The organism is Heyndrickxia sp. FSL W8-0423 (assembly GCF_038009395.1).
Lineage (GTDB): Bacteria > Bacillota > Bacilli > Bacillales > Bacillaceae_C > Heyndrickxia > Heyndrickxia sporothermodurans.
The window spans coordinates 3,332,287-3,351,316 of sequence record NZ_JBBPBE010000001.1 but is presented as its reverse complement, the minus strand read 5'-3'; the positions used below and the strand labels follow the sequence as shown (position 1 = coordinate 3,351,316).

Annotated in this window: 18 protein-coding genes and 1 other annotated feature; of the genes, 13 read left to right on the top strand and 5 right to left on the bottom strand. The window is 36.5% G+C overall.

Annotated features, from left to right (window positions below; genetic code table 11):
- Nucleotides 1-28: 28 nt before the first annotated feature.
- Nucleotides 29-1,009, top strand: a complete 981-nt coding sequence (locus tag MKY81_RS17185) for an aromatic acid exporter family protein (RefSeq protein WP_108073671.1) — start codon at nt 29-31, stop codon at nt 1,007-1,009.
- Between the two features lie 19 nt (nt 1,010-1,028).
- Here the strand turns inward: MKY81_RS17185 and prli42 are convergent, their stop codons facing one another.
- Nucleotides 1,029-1,121: a stressosome-associated protein Prli42 gene (prli42, locus tag MKY81_RS17180; RefSeq protein WP_108073669.1), complete on the bottom strand. Its 93-nt coding sequence runs from the start codon at nt 1,119-1,121 to the stop codon at nt 1,029-1,031.
- A 162-nt stretch (nt 1,122-1,283) separates the two neighbouring features.
- Here prli42 and mce point away from each other — a divergent pair, with 162 nt between their 5' ends.
- The 5 genes from mce to MKY81_RS17155 all read left to right on the top strand — a co-directional run bounded on the left by mce (nt 1,284) and on the right by MKY81_RS17155 (nt 6,283).
- Nucleotides 1,284-1,688, top strand: coding sequence for a methylmalonyl-CoA epimerase (mce, locus tag MKY81_RS17175; protein WP_108073667.1), 405 nt, complete (start codon nt 1,284-1,286; stop codon nt 1,686-1,688).
- Nucleotides 1,689-1,726: 38 nt separating this feature from the next.
- Nucleotides 1,727-3,277, top strand: a complete 1,551-nt coding sequence (locus tag MKY81_RS17170) for an acyl-CoA carboxylase subunit beta (RefSeq protein WP_108073665.1) — start codon at nt 1,727-1,729, stop codon at nt 3,275-3,277.
- Nucleotides 3,278-3,346: 69 nt separating this feature from the next.
- Complete coding sequence (locus MKY81_RS17165; protein ID WP_066234560.1) at nt 3,347-4,468, top strand: tripeptidase T; 1,122 nt, start codon at nt 3,347-3,349, stop codon at nt 4,466-4,468.
- Nucleotides 4,469-4,489: 21 nt separating this feature from the next.
- Nucleotides 4,490-5,008, top strand: a complete 519-nt coding sequence (locus tag MKY81_RS17160; protein ID WP_244913551.1) for a chemotaxis protein CheW — start codon at nt 4,490-4,492, stop codon at nt 5,006-5,008.
- Between the two features lie 78 nt (nt 5,009-5,086).
- Complete coding sequence (locus MKY81_RS17155; RefSeq protein ID WP_066234562.1) at nt 5,087-6,283, top strand: DNA polymerase IV; 1,197 nt, start codon at nt 5,087-5,089, stop codon at nt 6,281-6,283.
- Between the two features lie 3 nt (nt 6,284-6,286).
- Here the strand turns inward: MKY81_RS17155 and MKY81_RS17150 are convergent, their stop codons facing one another.
- On the bottom strand, nt 6,287-6,736 hold the full coding sequence (locus MKY81_RS17150; RefSeq protein WP_108073663.1) for a YueI family protein: 450 nt from the start codon (nt 6,734-6,736) through the stop codon (nt 6,287-6,289).
- Nucleotides 6,737-6,855: 119 nt separating this feature from the next.
- Nucleotides 6,856-8,355, bottom strand: coding sequence for a glucose-6-phosphate dehydrogenase (gene zwf, locus MKY81_RS17145; RefSeq protein WP_108073661.1), 1,500 nt, complete (start codon nt 8,353-8,355; stop codon nt 6,856-6,858).
- Nucleotides 8,356-8,578: 223 nt separating this feature from the next.
- Here zwf and rnz point away from each other — a divergent pair, with 223 nt between their 5' ends.
- A complete protein-coding gene (gene rnz / locus MKY81_RS17140; RefSeq protein WP_108073659.1) occupies nt 8,579-9,496 on the top strand; it encodes a ribonuclease Z in 918 nt (305 codons plus the stop codon).
- Between the two features lie 35 nt (nt 9,497-9,531).
- On the opposite strand, the gene namA is transcribed toward rnz, so the two are convergent.
- Both namA and proC read right to left on the bottom strand, forming a co-directional pair.
- Entirely contained in the window at nt 9,532-10,551 is a 1,020-nt protein-coding gene (namA, locus tag MKY81_RS17135) for an NADPH dehydrogenase NamA (RefSeq protein ID WP_108073657.1), read from the bottom strand.
- Nucleotides 10,552-10,638: 87 nt separating this feature from the next.
- Nucleotides 10,639-11,451, bottom strand: coding sequence for a pyrroline-5-carboxylate reductase (gene proC / locus MKY81_RS17130; protein WP_108073655.1), 813 nt, complete (start codon nt 11,449-11,451; stop codon nt 10,639-10,641).
- Between the two features lie 46 nt (nt 11,452-11,497).
- Nucleotides 11,498-11,711, bottom strand: a binding site (T-box leader).
- A 174-nt stretch (nt 11,712-11,885) separates the two neighbouring features.
- Between proC and MKY81_RS17125 the strand changes: the two genes are divergently transcribed.
- The 6 genes from MKY81_RS17125 to MKY81_RS17100 all read left to right on the top strand — a co-directional run bounded on the left by MKY81_RS17125 (nt 11,886) and on the right by MKY81_RS17100 (nt 19,020).
- The gene (locus MKY81_RS17125) at nt 11,886-12,848 is read left to right on the top strand and encodes an MBL fold metallo-hydrolase (protein ID WP_108073653.1); all 963 of its coding nucleotides are present in this window, start codon (nt 11,886-11,888) and stop codon (nt 12,846-12,848) included.
- A 14-nt stretch (nt 12,849-12,862) separates the two neighbouring features.
- Nucleotides 12,863-13,660 (top strand): SDR family NAD(P)-dependent oxidoreductase, encoded by a 798-nt coding sequence (locus MKY81_RS17120; RefSeq protein ID WP_107920124.1) that lies wholly within the window; start codon nt 12,863-12,865, stop codon nt 13,658-13,660.
- Between the two features lie 115 nt (nt 13,661-13,775).
- The gene (locus MKY81_RS17115) at nt 13,776-14,297 is read left to right on the top strand and encodes a sigma-70 family RNA polymerase sigma factor (protein WP_108073651.1); all 522 of its coding nucleotides are present in this window, start codon (nt 13,776-13,778) and stop codon (nt 14,295-14,297) included.
- The gene (locus tag MKY81_RS17110) at nt 14,290-15,597 is read left to right on the top strand and encodes a DUF4179 domain-containing protein (protein WP_108073649.1); all 1,308 of its coding nucleotides are present in this window, start codon (nt 14,290-14,292) and stop codon (nt 15,595-15,597) included. Before MKY81_RS17115 ends, MKY81_RS17110 begins: the two co-directional genes overlap by 8 nt.
- 456 nt (nt 15,598-16,053) lie before the next feature.
- On the top strand, nt 16,054-17,277 hold the full coding sequence (locus MKY81_RS17105; RefSeq protein WP_108072308.1) for an IS110 family transposase: 1,224 nt from the start codon (nt 16,054-16,056) through the stop codon (nt 17,275-17,277).
- Nucleotides 17,278-17,808: 531 nt separating this feature from the next.
- The gene (locus MKY81_RS17100) at nt 17,809-19,020 is read left to right on the top strand and encodes a Y-family DNA polymerase (RefSeq protein ID WP_066234692.1); all 1,212 of its coding nucleotides are present in this window, start codon (nt 17,809-17,811) and stop codon (nt 19,018-19,020) included.
- Nucleotides 19,021-19,030: the final 10 nt, after the last annotated feature.

The window sequence follows — 19,030 nt, the reverse complement described above, 5'->3', positions numbered from 1 at the left end:
TAAAAGAGTAAATAATGGGAGTTAAATTATGTTCAAAATCGGCTATCGTACAATGAAAACCGCTATTGCCACACCAGTTGCTATCTATATTGCGCAAATATTCGATTTACAGAATTATTTTTCTGCGGGAATATTAGCCATTCTTTGCATCCAAAGCACAAAGAAAAAATCAGTAAAAGCGGCATGGAGCAGGTTTGCTGCCTGTGTAATTGCGATGATCTTATCAACATTATTTTTCACCATACTTGGACAGCATCCATTTGTCATCGGTCTTGTTTTGCTTATATTTATTCCTGTTACAGTCATGTTAAAAATAAATGAAGGGGTTGTATCAAGTAGTGTCATTATTTTACATTTTCTTGCAGCCTCATCCATCGATTCACATCTTGTTGTAAATGAATTTGCGATTATTCTTATTGGAATTGGTGTAGCGTTAGTCATGAATTTATACATGCCAAGTCTTGATCGTCAATTATTAAAATACCAAGAGAAAATTGAAGGGAATTTCCGATTAATCTTTGAAGAAATTATTCAATATTTGAGGACAAATAAAAATACATGGGATGGAAAAGAAATAACGGAAACGGCTGAAATTATTGAAAATGCAAAGCTTCTTGCTTTTCGTGATGTTGAAAATCGTTTTACTACTAACGAATCGTTTTACTATTCCTATTTTAAAATGAGAGAAAAGCAATTTGAGATTATCGAGAGATCGCTTCCTATTATTACATCAATTTCATCTATGGTAGAACAAAGAATGATGGTGGCGGATTTTATAGAAGACTTAAAGGAAAATATTAAACCGAAAAACACAGCTTTAGACAGATTAAAAAAGCTTTATTCTATGCAAAGGAAAATACAACAAATGGATCTTCCAAAAACAAGAGAGGAATTTGAGGCAAGAGCCACTCTATTCCAATTTATGCGAGAAATGGAACAATACTTAATGATTAAAAGCAATTTTAAAGTAGATAAAAATGTACAAAAAAAGTCCCTAGCTAAGAATTAAATTAACTAGGGCTTTTTTATTATAGTAACCATGCTAGTCCAGCAAGTACAGTTGAAGCAAGCATTGCAAATATCATCAAATAAACAACAATTTTTTGCGCTTTTTTTGACATAATCATCTTCACTCCTTGTAACTCTTAATACTATTCTATTAATTTATAGATGAGAAGACAACCACTATTCCTAATTAAATAAGGCATTTTTATTAATTATTGCAGGATTTTCGACACTTTATGTATAAGTATATATGGTACAACTTGGGGAGGGATTCAGAAATGAAAAAGGTAGATCATATTGGGATCGCCGTTCATTCAATTAATGAAGTATTGCCGTTTTATACGGAAACGCTTCCATTTTCTTGTTTACATATTGAAGAGGTTCCATCAGAAAATATTCGGGTTGCCTTCATTGATGCGGGAAACGTGAAATTGGAATTATTAGAGCCGATCAACGAATCGAGTACAATTGCGAAATTTTTAGAAAAACGAGGGCAAGGGATCCATCATGTCGCCTTTAGTGTAGACGACATTCAAACGCGGATAAGAGAGCTTAGAGACAAAGGTGTGCAAATGATACAAGATACCCCAAAACGAGGGGCTGGCGGTGCACAAGTCGCATTTCTTCATCCGAAATCAGGACATGGTGTTTTATATGAACTATGTGAGAAGAACGAGAAATAGTTATTTGATTTGATTACTTACATCAGGGAGGGATCAAAGTGACAGATATATATGAGAAAATTAATGAATTATATGACAGGAAACGAGAAATTGAGCTCGGTGGCGGAGATGAAAAAATCGATAAACAACATCAAAAAGGTAAATTAACGGCGAGAGAAAGAATTGATTTATTGGTTGACCCAGGTTCATTTGTCGAATTACAACCGTTTATTGAGCACCGGAGCCATGATTTTGGATTAGATAAGGTAAAAGGTCCCGGCGATGGTGTGGTCACAGGCTACGCAAAAGTAAATGGACGACCAATTTATTTATTTTCCCAAGACTTTACTGTATTTGGTGGTGCACTTGGCGAAATGCATGCTGAGAAAATAGCAAATGTAATGGATTTAGCGGCAAAAAACGGTGCACCATTTATTGGATTAAATGACTCCGGCGGAGCAAGAATTCAAGAAGGTGTCGTATCATTGGATGGATACGGACATGTTTTTTATCGCAATGCGATATATTCAGGTGTTATTCCGCAAATATCCGTTATTATGGGTCCTTGTGCCGGTGGGGCCGTCTATTCTCCAGCTATTACAGATTTTGTCTTTATGGTTGATGAATCAAGTCAAATGTTCATCACTGGTCCAAAAGTGATTGAGACTGTGACTGGTGAAAAGATCTCTTCAGAAGATTTAGGCGGCTCAAAAGTCCATAATACAATCAGTGGAAATGCTCATTTCCGTGATAACAATGAAGAAGGCGTATTAGAAATGGTACGTACACTTTTATCTTATTTGCCACAGAATAATGGAGAAAAAGCACCTAAACTAGCAGTTGATGAAACAGATCATTATCGACCGGATTTAACGGATATCATTCCATTTGATGCAGTCAGGCCCTATGATATTAGAAAGGTTATTGATCAAGTAGTAGATGAAGGATCATTTTTTGAAGTCCAAAAAGAATTTGCGAAAAATATTGTCATTGGATTTGCACGGCTAAACGGGGAATCTGTTGGACTTGTTTGTAATCAACCGAAGTTTATGGCTGGCGGGTTAGATATTGATTCTTCAGACAAAGCAGCTCGCTTTATCCGTTTCTGTGATTCTTTTAATATACCAATTATTACTTTTGAGGATGTAACAGGTTTCTTTCCTGGGATTAAGCAAGAACATGGCGGAATTATTCGTCATGGTGCAAAAATCTTATATGCGTATTCTGAAGCGACCGTTCCGAAAATAACCGTTATTTTGAGAAAAGCTTTTGGCGGAGCGTATGTTGCCTTAAATAGTAAATCAATCGGTGCTGATTTAGTATATGCATGGCCAAATGCGGAGATTGCCGTCATGGGACCTGAAGGCGCAGCCAATATCATTTTTGCCAAAGAAATTCAAAATAGTCCTAATCCTGAAGAAACGAGAAAACAAAAAATTGACGAATACCGAGAAAAATTCGCTAATCCATATGTTGCTGCCTCAAGGGGAATGGTAGATGATGTCATTGATCCGCGGGAAACAAGAATGAAATTAATTCAAGGGCTAGATATAATGCGCCATAAAAAAGAAGAAAGACCAAATAAAAAACACGGAAATATTCCACTATAATTGTCCGTATTTAAAAATAGGGATATACTTATAAGGAAGCGTACATATTTTTATTGGAGGTCTCTATAGATGGCTAATCAAGAACGATTACTTAATGAGTTTCTAGAATTAGTTCAAATTGATTCAGAAACAAAAAATGAAGGAAATATTTCTAAAGTTCTAAAGAAAAAATTTCAAGATTTAGGTGTAGAAGTGTTTGAAGATGATACGATGTCTCAAACAGGTCATGGTGCGGGAAATCTGATTTGTACATTAAAAGGAACAAAGCAAGATGCCGATACAATTTACTTTACTTCACATATGGATACGGTTGTTCCGGGAAATGGTGTTAAACCGTCTATTAAAGATGGGTATGTCGTTACTGATGGGACAACCATTCTTGGTGCTGATGACAAAGCAGGACTTGCTGCCATGTTTGAAGCTTTACGTGTATTAAAAGAGGAAAATATTGAACATGGTACAATCCAGTTCATTATTACAGTCGGCGAAGAGTCCGGTCTTGTTGGCGCAAAAGTGTTAGATCCATCATTGTTGAAAGCTAAATACGGTTTTGCTTTAGATAGTGACGGAAAGGTTGGTAATATCGTTGTTGCTGCACCAACACAAGCAAAAGTGAAGGCAGTTATTCATGGGAAAACGGCGCATGCCGGCGTAGCACCGGAAAAAGGTGTATCGGCTATTTCCATCGCTGCAAAAGCAATTTCAAGAATGCCGCTTGGACGAATTGATGAAGAAACGACTGCAAATATCGGAAGATTCGAAGGCGGCCAAGCAACAAATATTGTTTGCGACCGTGTAGATATTTTAGCTGAGGCTCGTTCATTGGTTCCTGATAAAATGGAGAAACAAGTTGCCAAAATGAAAGAAGCATTCGAACAAGCTGCTGTTGAAATGGGCGGTAAAGCAAATGTAGAAGTTCAGGTTATGTATCCAGGATTTAAATTTGCTGACGGCGATCAAGTCGTTGAAATTGCGAAAAAAGCTGCAGCTAAAATAGGCAGAGATTGCAAGCTTGAGCAAAGTGGTGGAGGTAGTGATGCGAACGTAATCGCCGGATTTGGTATCCCTACTGTCAATCTAGCTGTTGGTTATGAAGAAATTCATACAACAAACGAACGCATGCCTGTCGAAGAACTCGTTAAATTGACAGAAATGGTTGTAGCTATTGTTCAAGAAGTTGCAAATGCATAATTTTTAAGAAGAAACTAGACCATGGAAAATGGTCTAGTTTCTAAAATGAAAGTGGAGGATTTAGGTGTGGCAGTAAATGAAAAAGCAATTATCTTTCAAATTGGTAACGAAGAATACGGAATTTCTGTTGATTATGTCATTTCAATAGAAAAATTCGAAAATATTACATTGATTCCAAATTTGCCCCCGTTTGTCAGGGGTATAGTAAAATCAAGAGGAGAACTGATTCCAGTCATCGATTTCGAACATGTATTATACGGTCATCTCTTACAACATAATGAACAATCACGATTAATTGTGTTAAATACAGAAGAATTATCTATCGGTTTACTAGTAAAAGAAGCGAAAGAAATTCTTGATATACCAAATGACACATTAACACAAATCGGTTTGGTCGCCTATCAAAAAACGAATTACATGAGTAGTGTAGCAAATTTAGAATCTCGCTTAATTACGATGATTGATCCGAATCTTTTAGTTCATTCATTAGAAGGAATTAAAGATATACTAGAATATATGAAAGAACCGCAAGTCAATTGATGCATGTGCAAACATGCATTTTTGCTTGTATAAATATAAAAAGAAAAAACGCCTACTTTAAAAAAGGAAATGATTTAGGTGAAACAATATTACCCAAAAAACGGACGTGTCATTTTACATGTTGATATGAATAGCTTTTTTGCCTCTGTTGAAATGGCCTATGATGCATCACTAAAGGGGAAGCCGATCGCTGTAGCCGGAAATCCTGAGGAGAGGAAAGGGATCGTTGTAACATGCAGTTATGAAGCACGTAAATTTGGTGTAAAAACAACGATGACTGTTTGGGAAGCAAAAAAACGATGTCCGCAATTAATTATATTGAGACCTAATTTTACGAGATATCGTGAGGCATCAGAAGCAATGTTTCGTATTTTACGTCAATATTCTGAGCTAGTAGAGCCGGTTTCTATTGACGAAGGGTATATTGATATTACGGAGAGCTATGAATTAGGGACACCTTACGAAATTGCCACAATGATTCAGCAACAATTAGTGAATGAATTAGATCTGCCCTGCAGTATCGGTATAGCCCCAAATAAATTTTTGGCTAAAATGGCCTCAGATATGAAAAAACCAATGGGAATTACCGTTTTGAGAAAACGTGACATCCCCGAAAAAATATGGCCGCTTCCGTTAATCGAAATGCACGGCATTGGCAAAAAAACGGCAGACAAACTAGTTGATGCAGGGATACAAACAATTAAAGATCTAGCTCACACCAATGACTTACAACTTGAAAAATTATTAGGTATAAGAGGACTGAAATTGAAAGAAAAGGCGAATGGTGTTGATTTACGAGTAGTCGATCCAAATGCTGCGAATGATTATAAAAGTGTAGGAAGTTCCACAACCCTACCAAAGGATTCCACGAACCAACAAGAATTATTAAAGGTTTTAGAAAAATTATCTTCGGAAACGGCTACGCGTATGAAAAAGAAGGGTTACTTAACAAACAATGTCTCGATCACGATTAAATATAAAAATCGCAGCACTATAACGAGGAGCCGAAAACTAAACAATCCGGTTGTTCAGCAAAAAGATATATATAGCGCTGCGAAAATGCTTTTCCTTAAACATTGGAATGGAAATCCAGTTCGGTTACTCGGAGTAACAGGGCAAGATCTAGTAGAACAACAAGATGCTGTTGAACAATTAAACTTATTTTCCTATGAGAAAGTAGCTATGAAAGAACCACTGTATCAAGCGATCGATAAACTGCGTGAAAAATACGGCGAAAATGCTGTGCAAAGAGGGGTGAATAAAAATAAAAAATGAGAATTATTTCTTTTTAATAAGCACCCCTTTTAAGGAGGACCAGAGCCCTTCTTTTTTAACTGTCTCTGTTTGTTGATTGCTTGCCTTTGTTATATAGATATTTTCCTTATTAATCGCATAATCCAGCGCCAGTACAAGACCAATTGGGGTATTGGAATCGTTATTCGTAACGATGGAATACGAATTGTTATGTTTTTTTGCCAGTTGAATATATTTAGTTAAAAAAGTGTAAGTTAAATCTCCATTTAATAACAGCTTTGCTTTTGGATTTTTTTTCATTAAATCTTCTACTTCGGGATAGATTTGCTTTTCCATTACTTGACTTTTCTTTAAAGCGACAACGATACGTTCTCGAAATGTTCCAAGATATTTTCTTTTTTCATCAGGTTTCAATTGTTTTTCACCATACATTCCTTTTTGCAAATAATCATCTAAATTAGGTTGGCGTGACATCTGTTAAACCTCCTCATTAAAAAACATTCCTTTATTACAAAGTAAGCATAAGTGTAAAATATGTTCCGTAAAAAAAAGAAACCCATGAAGCAACATGGGTTTAATATGAATATACGTTTTTAGTCACAATTTTCTACATCAAGATCATTGAGGTTCCACCAGAAGAAACCATCGTTTTCGATAAGCTTTTCTGCTTCTTCCGGACCCATTGTACCAGAAGCATATTTTGGGATTTCCGAATTCGTTTGTTCCCATACTTCTGAAATATTGTCGACAAATTTCCAAGACAATGCTACTTCGTCCCAATGAGTAAAGTTTGTTGCATCACCATGTAAGCAATCGTAAAGTAATTTTTCATATGCCTCAGGTGTATTGATTCCATTGGAACCTTCATTTGAAAAATTCAATTTAACAGGATTGGTTTGCATGTTTTGTCCTGATTTTTTCGCGTTAAGATGCAAAGTAATCCCTTCGTCCGGTTGAATATGAATGACAAGTAAATTTGGTTGAAGCTGCTCATTATTATTATAAAGATTCATCGGAATATCTTTAAATTGAATGACAATTTTCGTTGATTTCGTCGTCATGCGCTTTCCTGTTCGAATATAGAAAGGAACACCGGCCCATCTAAAGTTATCAATCATTAATTTCCCCGCTACGTATGTTTCAGTTTGTGAATTAGGATCAACATTCATTTCATCGCGGTAACCGACAACTTCATTATTGTCAATCGTACCCGGTCCATATTGTCCGCGAACAAAATACTCATTAACCTCGTTTCCTTCTATTGGTCGGAGAGCACGAAATACTTTAACTTTTTCACTTCGAATCTCATCTGTTGTTAAACGAATAGGTGGTTCCATTGCTAACAACGCCAACATTTGTAACATATGATTTTGTACCATATCTCTTAGAGCACCGCTTGTTTCATAGTATCTTGCACGTTCTTCAACCCCTAGTTTTTCACTTGAGGTAATTTGGATATTTGAAATGTAACGATTATTCCAAAGAGGTTCAAAAAATGCGTTCGCAAATCGAATAACCTCAATATTTTGTACCATCGCTTTTCCTAAGTAGTGATCGATACGATAAATTTCTTCTTCAGGAAAAGATTGACGAATTTGCGCATTTAATTGTTCGGCAGATTCTAAATCGTGACCGAAAGGCTTTTCAATAACAAGACGTTTAAAGCCGTTTGTATCAGTCAATCCATCAGCTTTTAAATGATCAGCAATTGTTCCAAAAAATTCCGGTGCCATCGCAAGGTAGAAAATCCGATTTCCTTGTAAAGAGTACTTCGTATCTAGCTCTTTTGCTAATGTCTTTAATTGTATGTAAGATTCAGTGTCAGTGACATCATGTGGTTGATAATAGAAATGCGAGCTGAAATCATCAATTTGTTCATCTGCTCCAACGAATGAATGAATCGAGTCTTTAATATTTTCTCTAAATTCTTCGTGTGACCATGGTCGTCTAGCTGTACCGATCACTGCAAAATGATCCGCTAATTTTCCTTTTTTGTATAGATGATAAAGGGAAGGGTAAAGTTTTCTCTTCGCTAAATCTCCGGTTGCACCGAATATCATAATTAATGAAGTTGAAGAATCATTTGAATTCATTGTTGTTCATTCTCTCCTTTTTACTTGCTATTTATAGGATACCAATTATTATCGGTAATACTTAGTAATGAAAAAATTTTTTTCGCAGGATTAGCATATCCAAGTATTAAATTTACTCCATTTATAGATGAAATAGCAAATGATATGCAATTAACGCACTAAAGGCTATTTTCAAAAGTTTATGGTAAAATAAGCAGATAGTAATATATGGGAGGGTTCCTCTTTGGATCTTTTATTTTTAGGAACAGGCGCAGGAATACCTGCAAAGCTACGAAATGTAACTTCAATTGCACTGAAAATGTTGGAAGAGAGAAAAACGATATGGTTGTTTGATTGTGGAGAAGCCACACAACATCAAATTTTACATACATCACTGAAGCCACGGAAAATCGAAAAAATTTTTATCACTCATTTACATGGTGATCATATATACGGTTTACCAGGACTACTCGGTAGCCGCTCTTTTCAAGCCGGTCATTCAGAACTTACTGTATATGGCCCAAAAGGGATAAAAGAATTTATCGATGTGTCACTTAAGGTGAGTGAAACACATTTGCAATACCCGCTTGTCATTAAAGAAATCGATGAGGGAATTGTTTTTGAAGATGATCAATTCGTTGTGGAGGCTGCCGTTTTAGAACATGGTATTCATAGTTTTGGTTACCGTATTACTGAAAAGGATAGGAAAGGTACGTTGGATGTCGATAAGCTTCGTAACGATGGAATAATGCCGGGCCCGATTTACGCGAAATTAAAAAGCGGTGAGACCGTTCAATTAGAAGACGGCCGGATCATTAATGGCAACGATTATGTAGGGCCTGACCAAAAGGGGAAAATCATCACTATTTTAGGCGATACAAGATTTTGTGAAAATGCACGTAACTTAGCCCAAAATGCGGATATTCTTGTTCATGAAGCTACTTTTTCAGCTGAGAATGAAGAACTTGCATTTGACTACTTTCATTCTACAACGAAACAAGCAGCAACTATTGCTTCTGAAGCCAATGTAAGGACTTTATGTTTAACACATATTAGTTCAAGATATGGAAAGGACGATTGGCCACAGCTAGTGAAGGAAGCAAAGGAAGTATTTCCTAATAGTGTGATTGCACATGATTTTATGGAGATAAAAATCAAATAGTGGTTTAAAAAAAATAAGCCGTTTAGGCTTATTTTTTAATTCCATCCACGTTCATATTGTATTGGACTTTCAATTTCGGCACCAAGTTCTTTCGCTGCACGGCGTGGCCAGTAGGGATCTCTTAATAATTCACGAGCTAATAAAACTAAATCAGCACGTCCATTTTGCAAAATTTCCTCCGCTTGTAATGGGGAGGTGATTAATCCGACTGCTCCCGTATCAACGCCTGCTTCTTCTTTAATTTTTTGAGCGAAAGGAACTTGATAACTAGGAAATACAGAGATTCTTGCTGGAACAACTGCCCCAGAACTTACATCAATTAAGTCTACCCCTTGATCCTTCATCCACTTACCAAATTGAACATAATCTTCTGGTGCAAGTCCTTCAGGATGGTAATCATTTGCCGACACACGCACCATTAATGGGCCATCCCATATTAATTTCACTTCTTCAATGATTTCTTTCAAGAAACGGTAGCGATTTTCTGCAGAACCACCATACTCATCTGTTCTTTGGTTAGAAAGTGGAGATAAGAATTCATTAATTAAATAACCATGTGCGCCATGAAGTTCGATGACCTCGAAGCCGGCTTTTTTTGCACGCAAAACCCCTTGTTTAAAAGCTTCCACTGTTTCTTTGATCTCTTCTTTACTCATTTCTTTCGGTGTTTTGCTTTTTTCATTGAAAGCGATGGCTGAAGGCGCAACTATTTCTCCCTCAAGTTCAGCTTTTCTTCCAGCATGGGCGATTTGAATACCGGCAACAGATCCATGAGATTTGATCATTCGCACTAAATCGGCTAAGCCTTCAATATGATCATCGCTCCAAATCCCTAAATCTTGGGGACTAATCCTTCCTTGTGGTGTTACGGCTGTCGCTTCAAGAATGATCAATCCTACTTGACCGACCGCACGGCTCGTATAGTGTGTTCGGTGCCAGTCATTAACGATGCCATCTTCATTTTCGCAAGAATACATACACATCGGTGACATAACAATCCTATTTTTTAACGTAACATTTTTTAGTGTATATGGTTCAAATAATTTTACAGTCAAAAGTTATTCCCTCCTTAAATCTTTCTTGAATACAAATTATAGCAATGTGAGTTGGTTAAGGAAAGAAACTTGATTGTTAAACTATAGTTATTTCTTACTATTTATTTGTGCGAGTCTTTTCGATTGTGTCGTCGCTTCTTTGATGCAATGAATAAATGCTTCCTTTACATGACTGTTATCCAAGACACGAATACCCGCTTCTGTTGTTCCGCCTGGGCTTGTTACCGACTTCCGTAAATCGGCCGGTGATTTTCCGGATAACTCCAACATTTCCGCTGCACCTAGTAATGTTTGGATTATTAATTTTTTCGCTTCTGTTTTTTCCAATCCTATTTCTTGTGCTGATTGTTCCATTGCTTCTGCAATATAGTAAATATAAGCTGGGCCACTACCAGATAATCCTGTTATTGCATCAAGCTTCTCTTCCTCAACGATAGTAGTTTTACCTATGGATGATAATAAATTTATGGTGATATTTAGCTGTTCATTTGAAACTTTATCATTGTAAGCTAGGGCTGTTGCTGACTTTCCGATTGCAGCAGATGTGTTTGGCATGGCACGAATAATCGGACCATCTACGATTGATTCAATAAAGGAGAGCGATATACCTGCCAAAACAGAAATGACCAACGTCGTTGAATGAAGATAGGGGCGAATAGCTAGCAATGCATCTTTGGCGTCTTTCGGTTTAACAGCAAGGAAGACGATGTCTGTTTGTTCTAGGAGATTTTTCATACTATATGTTGTTTGTATTTTATATTTTTCCTTTAATGTAGATAGTTTTACATTGTCTGAACGATTCGTTACATAAATATTTTTATGATCGATTAATTTCTTTTGAGTCATGCCGCTAATAATTGCTTCAGCCATAGATCCAGCACCGACAAATGAAATTTTCATCTATATCCCTCCAAAATTTTGATGTAAAATAAAAACCCTCTCATCCAAAAAGGACGAAAGGGTTATTCGCGGTACCACCTTTATTAAATGTAAAAAACTTTTTTACATTCATCTCATGCCGTTAACGCCGGAGACGTATTGGTTTGCCAATAAGCTCTCAAGGTAGGTTCAATAAAAAAGCGGATGGTGAAGTCTTTCAGCCGATGAACTTCACTCTCTATCATCATTTTTTATTTACTAGCCTTGGTCATTGCGATTATTTTTTAAATTATATAGATTATGCAAAAGAAATGGCTTGTTTGTCAAGTGTTCTTTTTTTATAATTTTCTGCATTTTTATATTAATATAATGACATTTTTCATTCTTATCGGTACAATATATGTATTAATCATTTAGAATATTATAGAAATATAAAAATAAGGGGATGCAGACAAATGGTTTCTTGGATTGGTAATATTGCGAAAATCTCATTGCCTACACCTTTTGCTGTAGGTGATGTCAATGTGTATATTATTAAAGGGGATGTATTAACACTAATCGATGCAGGGGTAAAAACAAAGGAAGCATGGGAATCCTTTACATATCAACTATCACAATTAGGATATACGCCGAATGATATTGAGCAAGTTATTTTAACCCATCACCATCCCGATCATGTGGGATTGCTAGAATGGTTACCTCAAGAGATTAAGATTTTCGGGCATCAGTACTGCAAGCCGTATCTTTCTTTTGATGAAGCGTTTTTTAGCGCACATGATCAATTTTATTTAACCTTATTTCGTGAATTTGGTGTACATGGTGAATTTGCTCAACTATTAAAAAAATGGAAATCGCCATTAAGGTTTTCTGCTAGTCGTTCGCTAACTGATATAATAAATGAAGGAGATTGTATTCCAGGATTTGAAGATTGGAACATACTTGAAACACTTGGACATGCGCAAAGTCATCTATCCTTTTATCGTGAAAAGGATGGCACAATGATTGCAGGTGATCATATACTTGCGAAAATTTCTTCTAATCCATTATTGGAACCACCACTATCTAAAGAGAGCGAGCGTCCAAAGCCTCAATTGCAATATAATGCTTCTTTAAAGAAGCTTTTTGATTATGATATTTCCATAGCTTTTACCGGGCATGGAGCGGAAGTAAAAGATGTCCATGCTTTGGTTGAACGCAGGCTGCAAAGACAGCATGATCGGGCGATGCAAGTAAGAGAAATGATTAAAGAGAAAGCTTTAACGACATTTGAAATCTGTCAAAGGCTCTTCCCTGCAGTTTATCAAAAAGAATTAGGACTGACTTTATCGGAAACGACCGCTCAATTAGACTTCTTGCTCTCAAAAGAAGCCATCAAGAAAGTAGTGAATGAAGAAGGTATCGCTTATTTTTGTGCGTAATAGGAGTGAACGAAATGACGAATCATCGTCTTCAAAACAAAACCATTGTCATTACAGGGGCATCCGGAGGTTTAGGTGAACAGATTGCCTGCAAATGTGCAAAAGATAGGGCCAATCTTGTCCTTTTGGCTCGCAATATTGAAAAATTGAAGGTGATGAAACGTAATATAGAAGAAAAATATTCAATAAAATGTAGCATTCAATTTTTAGATGTTTCCGCACATGAACAGATTCCTACTGTTTTTCAAAAAATTCGAGAGGAGTTTGGAAACATTGATGTGTTAGTTAATAATGCGGGATACGGTGTTTTTGAAGAGGCGCATTCTGCCTCTATGTCCGATATTAAAGGAATGTTTGATGTGAATGTCGTTGGATTAATGGCCTGTACGAAAGAGGTCATCCCATCAATGCGAACGAACAAATCCGGACATATCATTAATATTGCCTCCCAAGCTGGGAAAATGGCCACTCCTAAATCAAGTGTCTATGCAGCAACAAAGTTCGCCGTTATCGGATATTCTAATAGCATAAGAATGGAATTGTCGCCATATAACGTCTTTGTGACAACAGTTAATCCTGGCCCGATTGCGACTAATTTTTTTCAAGTAGCTGATAAATCCGGAACTTACGCAAAAAGTGTTGAAAAATATATGCTGAATCCGGAAAAGTTAGCGAAGAAAATTGTTGACAGCATGCTGACAAAACGCAGAGAAATCAATGCGCCCGGTTGGATGAATGCGGGAAGCCTTATCTACACTTTATTTCCTCGAACTGTAGAACGGCTAGGGAGAAAGGCGTTTTTCAAAAAGTAAGGACGTAACCCGGATCGATTTGTATCCGGGTTTTTTCTATTGAGAAGCAATAAATGTGAAAACACTAAAACTTTTTTAAAGACTCAAATGTCTAATGAATGAAAGGGGGAAGCAGATGGATATTATTTCTCTAGTGAAGAAAGCGAAAAAAGGTGATGATGCCGCCTTTTATCAGCTATTGCTTGAGCATAAAGAGCAGCTTTATCGGATTGCTCTTTCCTATATGAAAAATGAAGAAGCTGCCCTTGAAGCTGTTCAGGAAACATCCTTTCGAAGCTTTAAAGCGATTAAGAAATTAAAAAATCCTCAATTTTTTTCAACATGGATCATTCGGATATTAATTAATTATTGCAATGATGAATTAAAAAAACGTAATCGCGTTATTCATTATGATGATATGTCACACATTGCAGGTGGTAAAGAAGATCTAATGAATCTAGATCTCTATGAAGCTGTTAGACAATTAGATGATAAACAAAGTCATGTAATTATTTTAAAATACTTTCATGATATGAAAATCTCTGATATCGCTAAACTATTGAATTGCCCGGAAAGTACGGTAAAGACATGGCTTTATAAAGGACTCCGACAATTAAAGCTTCATTTAGAAGAGGGAGGGGTAGAAAATCATGTTTGAAAAAGAAGAAAAGCAGCTGCAAAGTGTGAAACAGGAGATCGATACGGCAACGATTCCTGAAGAGCAATTAAATCAAGCAATTTTTACTGGAATACAAAAAGCAAAACGTCGGAAAAAACACTACTCTCTCTGGAAAAAAACAATTATTTTGGCTGCCTCCTTTATCATTATTTTTCTCGGTTCTATACGGGTGTCTGATACATTTGCCTCCTATATAAAAAAAATTCCTGGAATGGAGCATATTGTCGAATTGGTTCAAGATAATAAGGGATTACTAGCCGCTGTGGATAACGAGTATTTTCAAAAAGTGAATCGTTCCGATGAGCATCATGGATTTAAAGTGACTCTTGATTCCATTATTACAGACGAGGAACAATTGGTTGTTTTCTATTCTTTTAAATCGAGCAAGAAACTTCCCAAACAAGTTTGGTCTAAGGATGTATATATTGAAAAGGAAAATGGAGAGAAATTAAAAACAGGTTCTTCCTCTTGCTGTGGGGGAGATCGCCGCAATCAATATGAAACCAGCATTTCGGATGGCACTTTTGAATTCGCTGAACCGATTCCTAAAGGAAAATTAACTCTTGTTATGAAATTTGAAAAATATAATGAGGAGTGGAGAATTCCTTTTTCTATCGACCAAAATAAAATCGGCAAGAAAAAAACAATTCCAATGAAAAAGACAGTGACTGTTGAGAATCAACAAATTCTTATTGATCACATCACTTTTTCCCCGACAAGAGTAGGAATTAATGTGAAATTCCCTACACAAAACTCAAAAGAGATTTTTGATATTCAAGATCTCCGGTTTGTTGATGAGAATGGTGAAGCCTGGTCAAAAATCCAAAACGGAATTGTTGCCCATGGGGGAAATGATGAAAAGACTTATTTTTTGCAAAGTAATTATTTTGAACAGCCAAAGAAACTTTTCTTAGTTTTTAATAAAATAAGAGCTCTAGACAAAGATGAATTGAATGTTGTTATCGACCCATTTAAAAAGAAAATTATTCAAGCTCCCAAAGACGGGCAGTTGCACAAAGTTGAATTTGGTGCATTCGATGATTCGACTGATCTTTTGATGTTTTATTTAAATGAGAAATTCAATGGCCAAATTTTTGATAGCTATACGGATTTTACTGGAAAAATGCATCGACTTTCCACTTATATTTGGGAAGCTGATGGGGGAAAAATCGGTTTTCCATACAAAATAAATAATGCGATTTCCAAAAAGCCGATTACATTAAAACTCATTGATTATCCTGCTTATATCAATACGGATGTGAAAATTCAAATAAAGTAAGTAAAAACTCGTCTATTTTAGTAACGGGTGTACTTGTGAGGTGCAGAACGGTAAGTTACAGACCAAACTTCACAGTCAAAAAGGCTTAGAGCTGTAAATGTCTCTAAGCCTTTTTTTCACAAAACCATAAGTGCATTAAGATGCTAAAATGAGTTTGATAAATAAGCGGAAAAATTTCTCTTAATTAGAGAATAGCACTGAAAATAGCTTAAACATACTAACATTAGTAGCACAAACCAAGGCCATGGTTTGTGCTACTATTTTTTTATAGTAGAAGTGAAGAAAGGTCGATCCGTCTATGGGACCATGTAAGAGTCCGTATCTTAAACAGGCCAACTTCACACCCTTGTTTGAATCAGTTTAGTATGTTGGGTCCTAGAGATCGTGTATAAGAAAATGGAATCGATAAGGCACTGTGAAGACTTCTATGATTGGTTATAAAAGGAGAATATTTATATGAAACATGTTATCGCTCTTGATGTAAGTAAAGGGAAAAGTACCATTGCCATTTATGATGGTTATGGACAATGTGAATTTGAAGGGGAATTGTATCATACACGCATTGATTTTGAGCAGCTACACCTACGTATTAAGGAAATAACAGCTATTGATGGGCAAGCCCCTGAAATCGTATTTGAGGCGACGGGTGTCTATTCAAAATCCGTTGAAAAGTTTCTACGGGATCACGGACATACATACTATCGCATGAACCCGCTTGAAGCGAACCTACAAATGGCTTCAATGCGTCGACACAAAACTGATATTAGCGATGCCCATGAGTTAGCGAAAACCCACTTTAAATTGGAACGTGAAACGACGTATGTGCAGAATGATTATTATGAACAGATGCGGGCAATTACTCGTTATTATGACGAAATTGAAGAAGAACTTATTCTTTTACGCAATCGTATGCATGCCATTTTACATATTTCATTTCCAGAGTTGGAACGACTTATTACACCGAGTTCAGCGCTATTTCTAAATTTTGTGCAACTGTATCCACATCCAGCACTATTATTAGCTCATTCAAAGACAATTATTAAAAATCGTTTGAAAAGCAATACACGTAAAAGACTTTCACTAGAACGTGCAGAGAAAAAAGCCATCGTGTTATTAGAAGCTGCGAAAAATTCATATCCTGCCATTGAACCAACGGATATTCGCTGTAATCAAGTAGGCGATTACGCCCGACGTATTGCAGATTTAATGGAAAAGAAAGACCAGCTTGTGAAACAAATGGTTGTGATGTCTGAAGGAAGAAAGGAATATACCGTATTACGCTCTTTTCCGGGAATTGGTGATACAACAGCTTGCAGACTTATTGGCGAACTAGGTGATATTCGCCGATTTAAAAATGCGAAACAACTGAACGCATACGTTGGAATCGATATTATGCGCTATCAATCTGGCAATACACAATACCGAGATCGAATTAATAAACGAGGAAATAAGAAGCTACGGAAGATTTTATTTTTTATGATGTGTACAATGATTATGGCAAAAGGAAAACCCAATCATTTAGTAGACTATTATTACAAATTAAAAACGCAACCTCAGAGAAAGCCTCATAAGGTCGCGATTGTGGCGTGTATCAATAAGTTTTTGAAAGTGACGTTTCAGTTACTGACACACGGCATACTTTACGATTATGATTCCGCACTACCAGCTCAGAAATCGTAGCAAAGTTTATATTCACTATAGCACACTGACCTTTCGAAAAAAAGAATATCGTGAGGTTTTTTCGTCATGGGAAAAATTTAGCTGTATTTGGAAGGGGTACCCCTCCCAAATACAGCTAAACAAAAAACATAAATGAATTAACTGAAATACACTTGACTAATCGTAAGAAATAGACGGAAGTTTTCCGGCTATTGACTCTAAAAACGTAAAAAAGGGTAATTTTTCTTTGCTTAATCGGAAAATCTCCGCCTATATCCCCCAAACCGAGCTCTATTCTACTGTATAACCGAAGAATTTCCGCTTATTTTAAATTAGTTTAAAATATAATCCATATTAACTATGAACAGGGTGGACTTTTTTCCTAATTTCCAAAAAATGATGATTGAACACGAACGTATATTCGAATAAAATAATACATATAATAAGAACTAACGTTCCTATTCAGAGGCAAAATTATATAATTGAAAAAGGGTGAAGAGCGTGACGGTTGATTACAATACGTTACCACATCATCAGATTTTATGTGTAGATATGAAAAGCTTTTATGCGAGTTGTTCTGCTGTAATGGAGGGGGAGGATCCATTAAGCTGCTATTTAGCGGTAGTTGGGAACAAAGAACAGCAAGGAAGTGTCGTGCTTGCTGCTTCACCAAAATTAAAAAAGGATTTTGGAATTAAAACAGGCTCTCGACTGTTTGAAATTCCAGATGATCCTTGTATTAAAATTGTTGAAGCAAAAATGGCAACTTATCTACGCATTGCAACCGAGATTACCCGTTTATTTAACCGATACGTACCAAAGGAAGCGATACATGTATATAGTGTCGATGAAAGTTTTATCAAAGTGGATAAGGCAGATCTTCTTTGGGGAGATGCAAAAACGATTGCTGCAAAAATAAAAGATGAGCTTGAACGGGAGTTTCAGCTTCCGTGTGCAATTGGCATTGGTCCAAATATACTCATGTCAAAGCTTTGTCTAGATATTGATGCAAAGAAGCAGGGCATTTCCGAATGGACCTATGAGGATGTTCCTGAAAAGCTGTGGGGGATTTCTCCATTAAAAGAAATGTGGGGAATTGGGAGACAACTTGAAAAGCGGCTCAATCGGATGGGGATTTTTTCTGTCGGACAGCTTGCACATTATGACCTCGCGAAGTTAGAAAAGGAATTTGGTATTATTGGCAATCAGCTCTATTACCATGCCTGGGGCATAGATTTATCTGAATTAGGAGCTCCTATTATGGAAGGGCAGGTAAGCTTTGGAAAAAGCCAAATTTTGTTACGGGACTACAAAGAAGAACCTGAAATCAAACATGTCATTTTAGAAATGTGTGAAGAAGTAGCCCAAAGAACCCGAGTACATGGAAAGGCTGGACGAACGATTAGTTTAGGAATAGGGTACAGTGACTCTGATTTCGGTGGAGGATTTTACCGTTCACACACGATTAATGAACCAACAAATGTGACGATGAAGATATATCAAGTATGTTTAAAATTATTTCACCTTCATTATTCGGGGAAAAATGTTCGACAGATTACTATTGCCGTTTCGAATCTTATCGATGATCGGGTCCTTCAGCTTAGTTTATTTGAACCGAATCGTGTTAAACAGCATGAACTAGGATTTGTCGTTGATCGAATTCGTCAAAAGTATGGAGCAGGCTCACTGCTTCGAGCGGTTTCTTATACACAAGCGGGAACAGCAAGAAAACGTGCCGCATTAGTAGGTGGTCATAAAGCATAACAATGAATAG

Coding starts and splice junctions, on each gene's coding strand:
- MKY81_RS17100 (WP_066234692.1), top strand. CDS start 17,809: ATGAAAAGCTTTTATGCGAGTTGTTCTGCTGTAATGGAGGGGGAGGAT.
- MKY81_RS17115 (WP_108073651.1), top strand. CDS start 13,776: ATGGATATTATTTCTCTAGTGAAGAAAGCGAAAAAAGGTGATGATGCC.
- prli42 (WP_108073669.1), bottom strand. CDS start 1,121: ATGTCAAAAAAAGCGCAAAAAATTGTTGTTTATTTGATGATATTTGCA.
- zwf (WP_108073661.1), bottom strand. CDS start 8,355: ATGAATTCAAATGATTCTTCAACTTCATTAATTATGATATTCGGTGCA.
- MKY81_RS17160 (WP_244913551.1), top strand. CDS start 4,490: ATGGAAAATGGTCTAGTTTCTAAAATGAAAGTGGAGGATTTAGGTGTG.
- MKY81_RS17165 (WP_066234560.1), top strand. CDS start 3,347: ATGGCTAATCAAGAACGATTACTTAATGAGTTTCTAGAATTAGTTCAA.
- MKY81_RS17120 (WP_107920124.1), top strand. CDS start 12,863: ATGACGAATCATCGTCTTCAAAACAAAACCATTGTCATTACAGGGGCA.
- proC (WP_108073655.1), bottom strand. CDS start 11,451: ATGAAAATTTCATTTGTCGGTGCTGGATCTATGGCTGAAGCAATTATT.
- MKY81_RS17110 (WP_108073649.1), top strand. CDS start 14,290: ATGTTTGAAAAAGAAGAAAAGCAGCTGCAAAGTGTGAAACAGGAGATC.
- mce (WP_108073667.1), top strand. CDS start 1,284: ATGAAAAAGGTAGATCATATTGGGATCGCCGTTCATTCAATTAATGAA.
- MKY81_RS17150 (WP_108073663.1), bottom strand. CDS start 6,736: ATGTCACGCCAACCTAATTTAGATGATTATTTGCAAAAAGGAATGTAT.
- MKY81_RS17105 (WP_108072308.1), top strand. CDS start 16,054: ATGAAACATGTTATCGCTCTTGATGTAAGTAAAGGGAAAAGTACCATT.
- MKY81_RS17185 (WP_108073671.1), top strand. CDS start 29: ATGTTCAAAATCGGCTATCGTACAATGAAAACCGCTATTGCCACACCA.
- MKY81_RS17125 (WP_108073653.1), top strand. CDS start 11,886: ATGGTTTCTTGGATTGGTAATATTGCGAAAATCTCATTGCCTACACCT.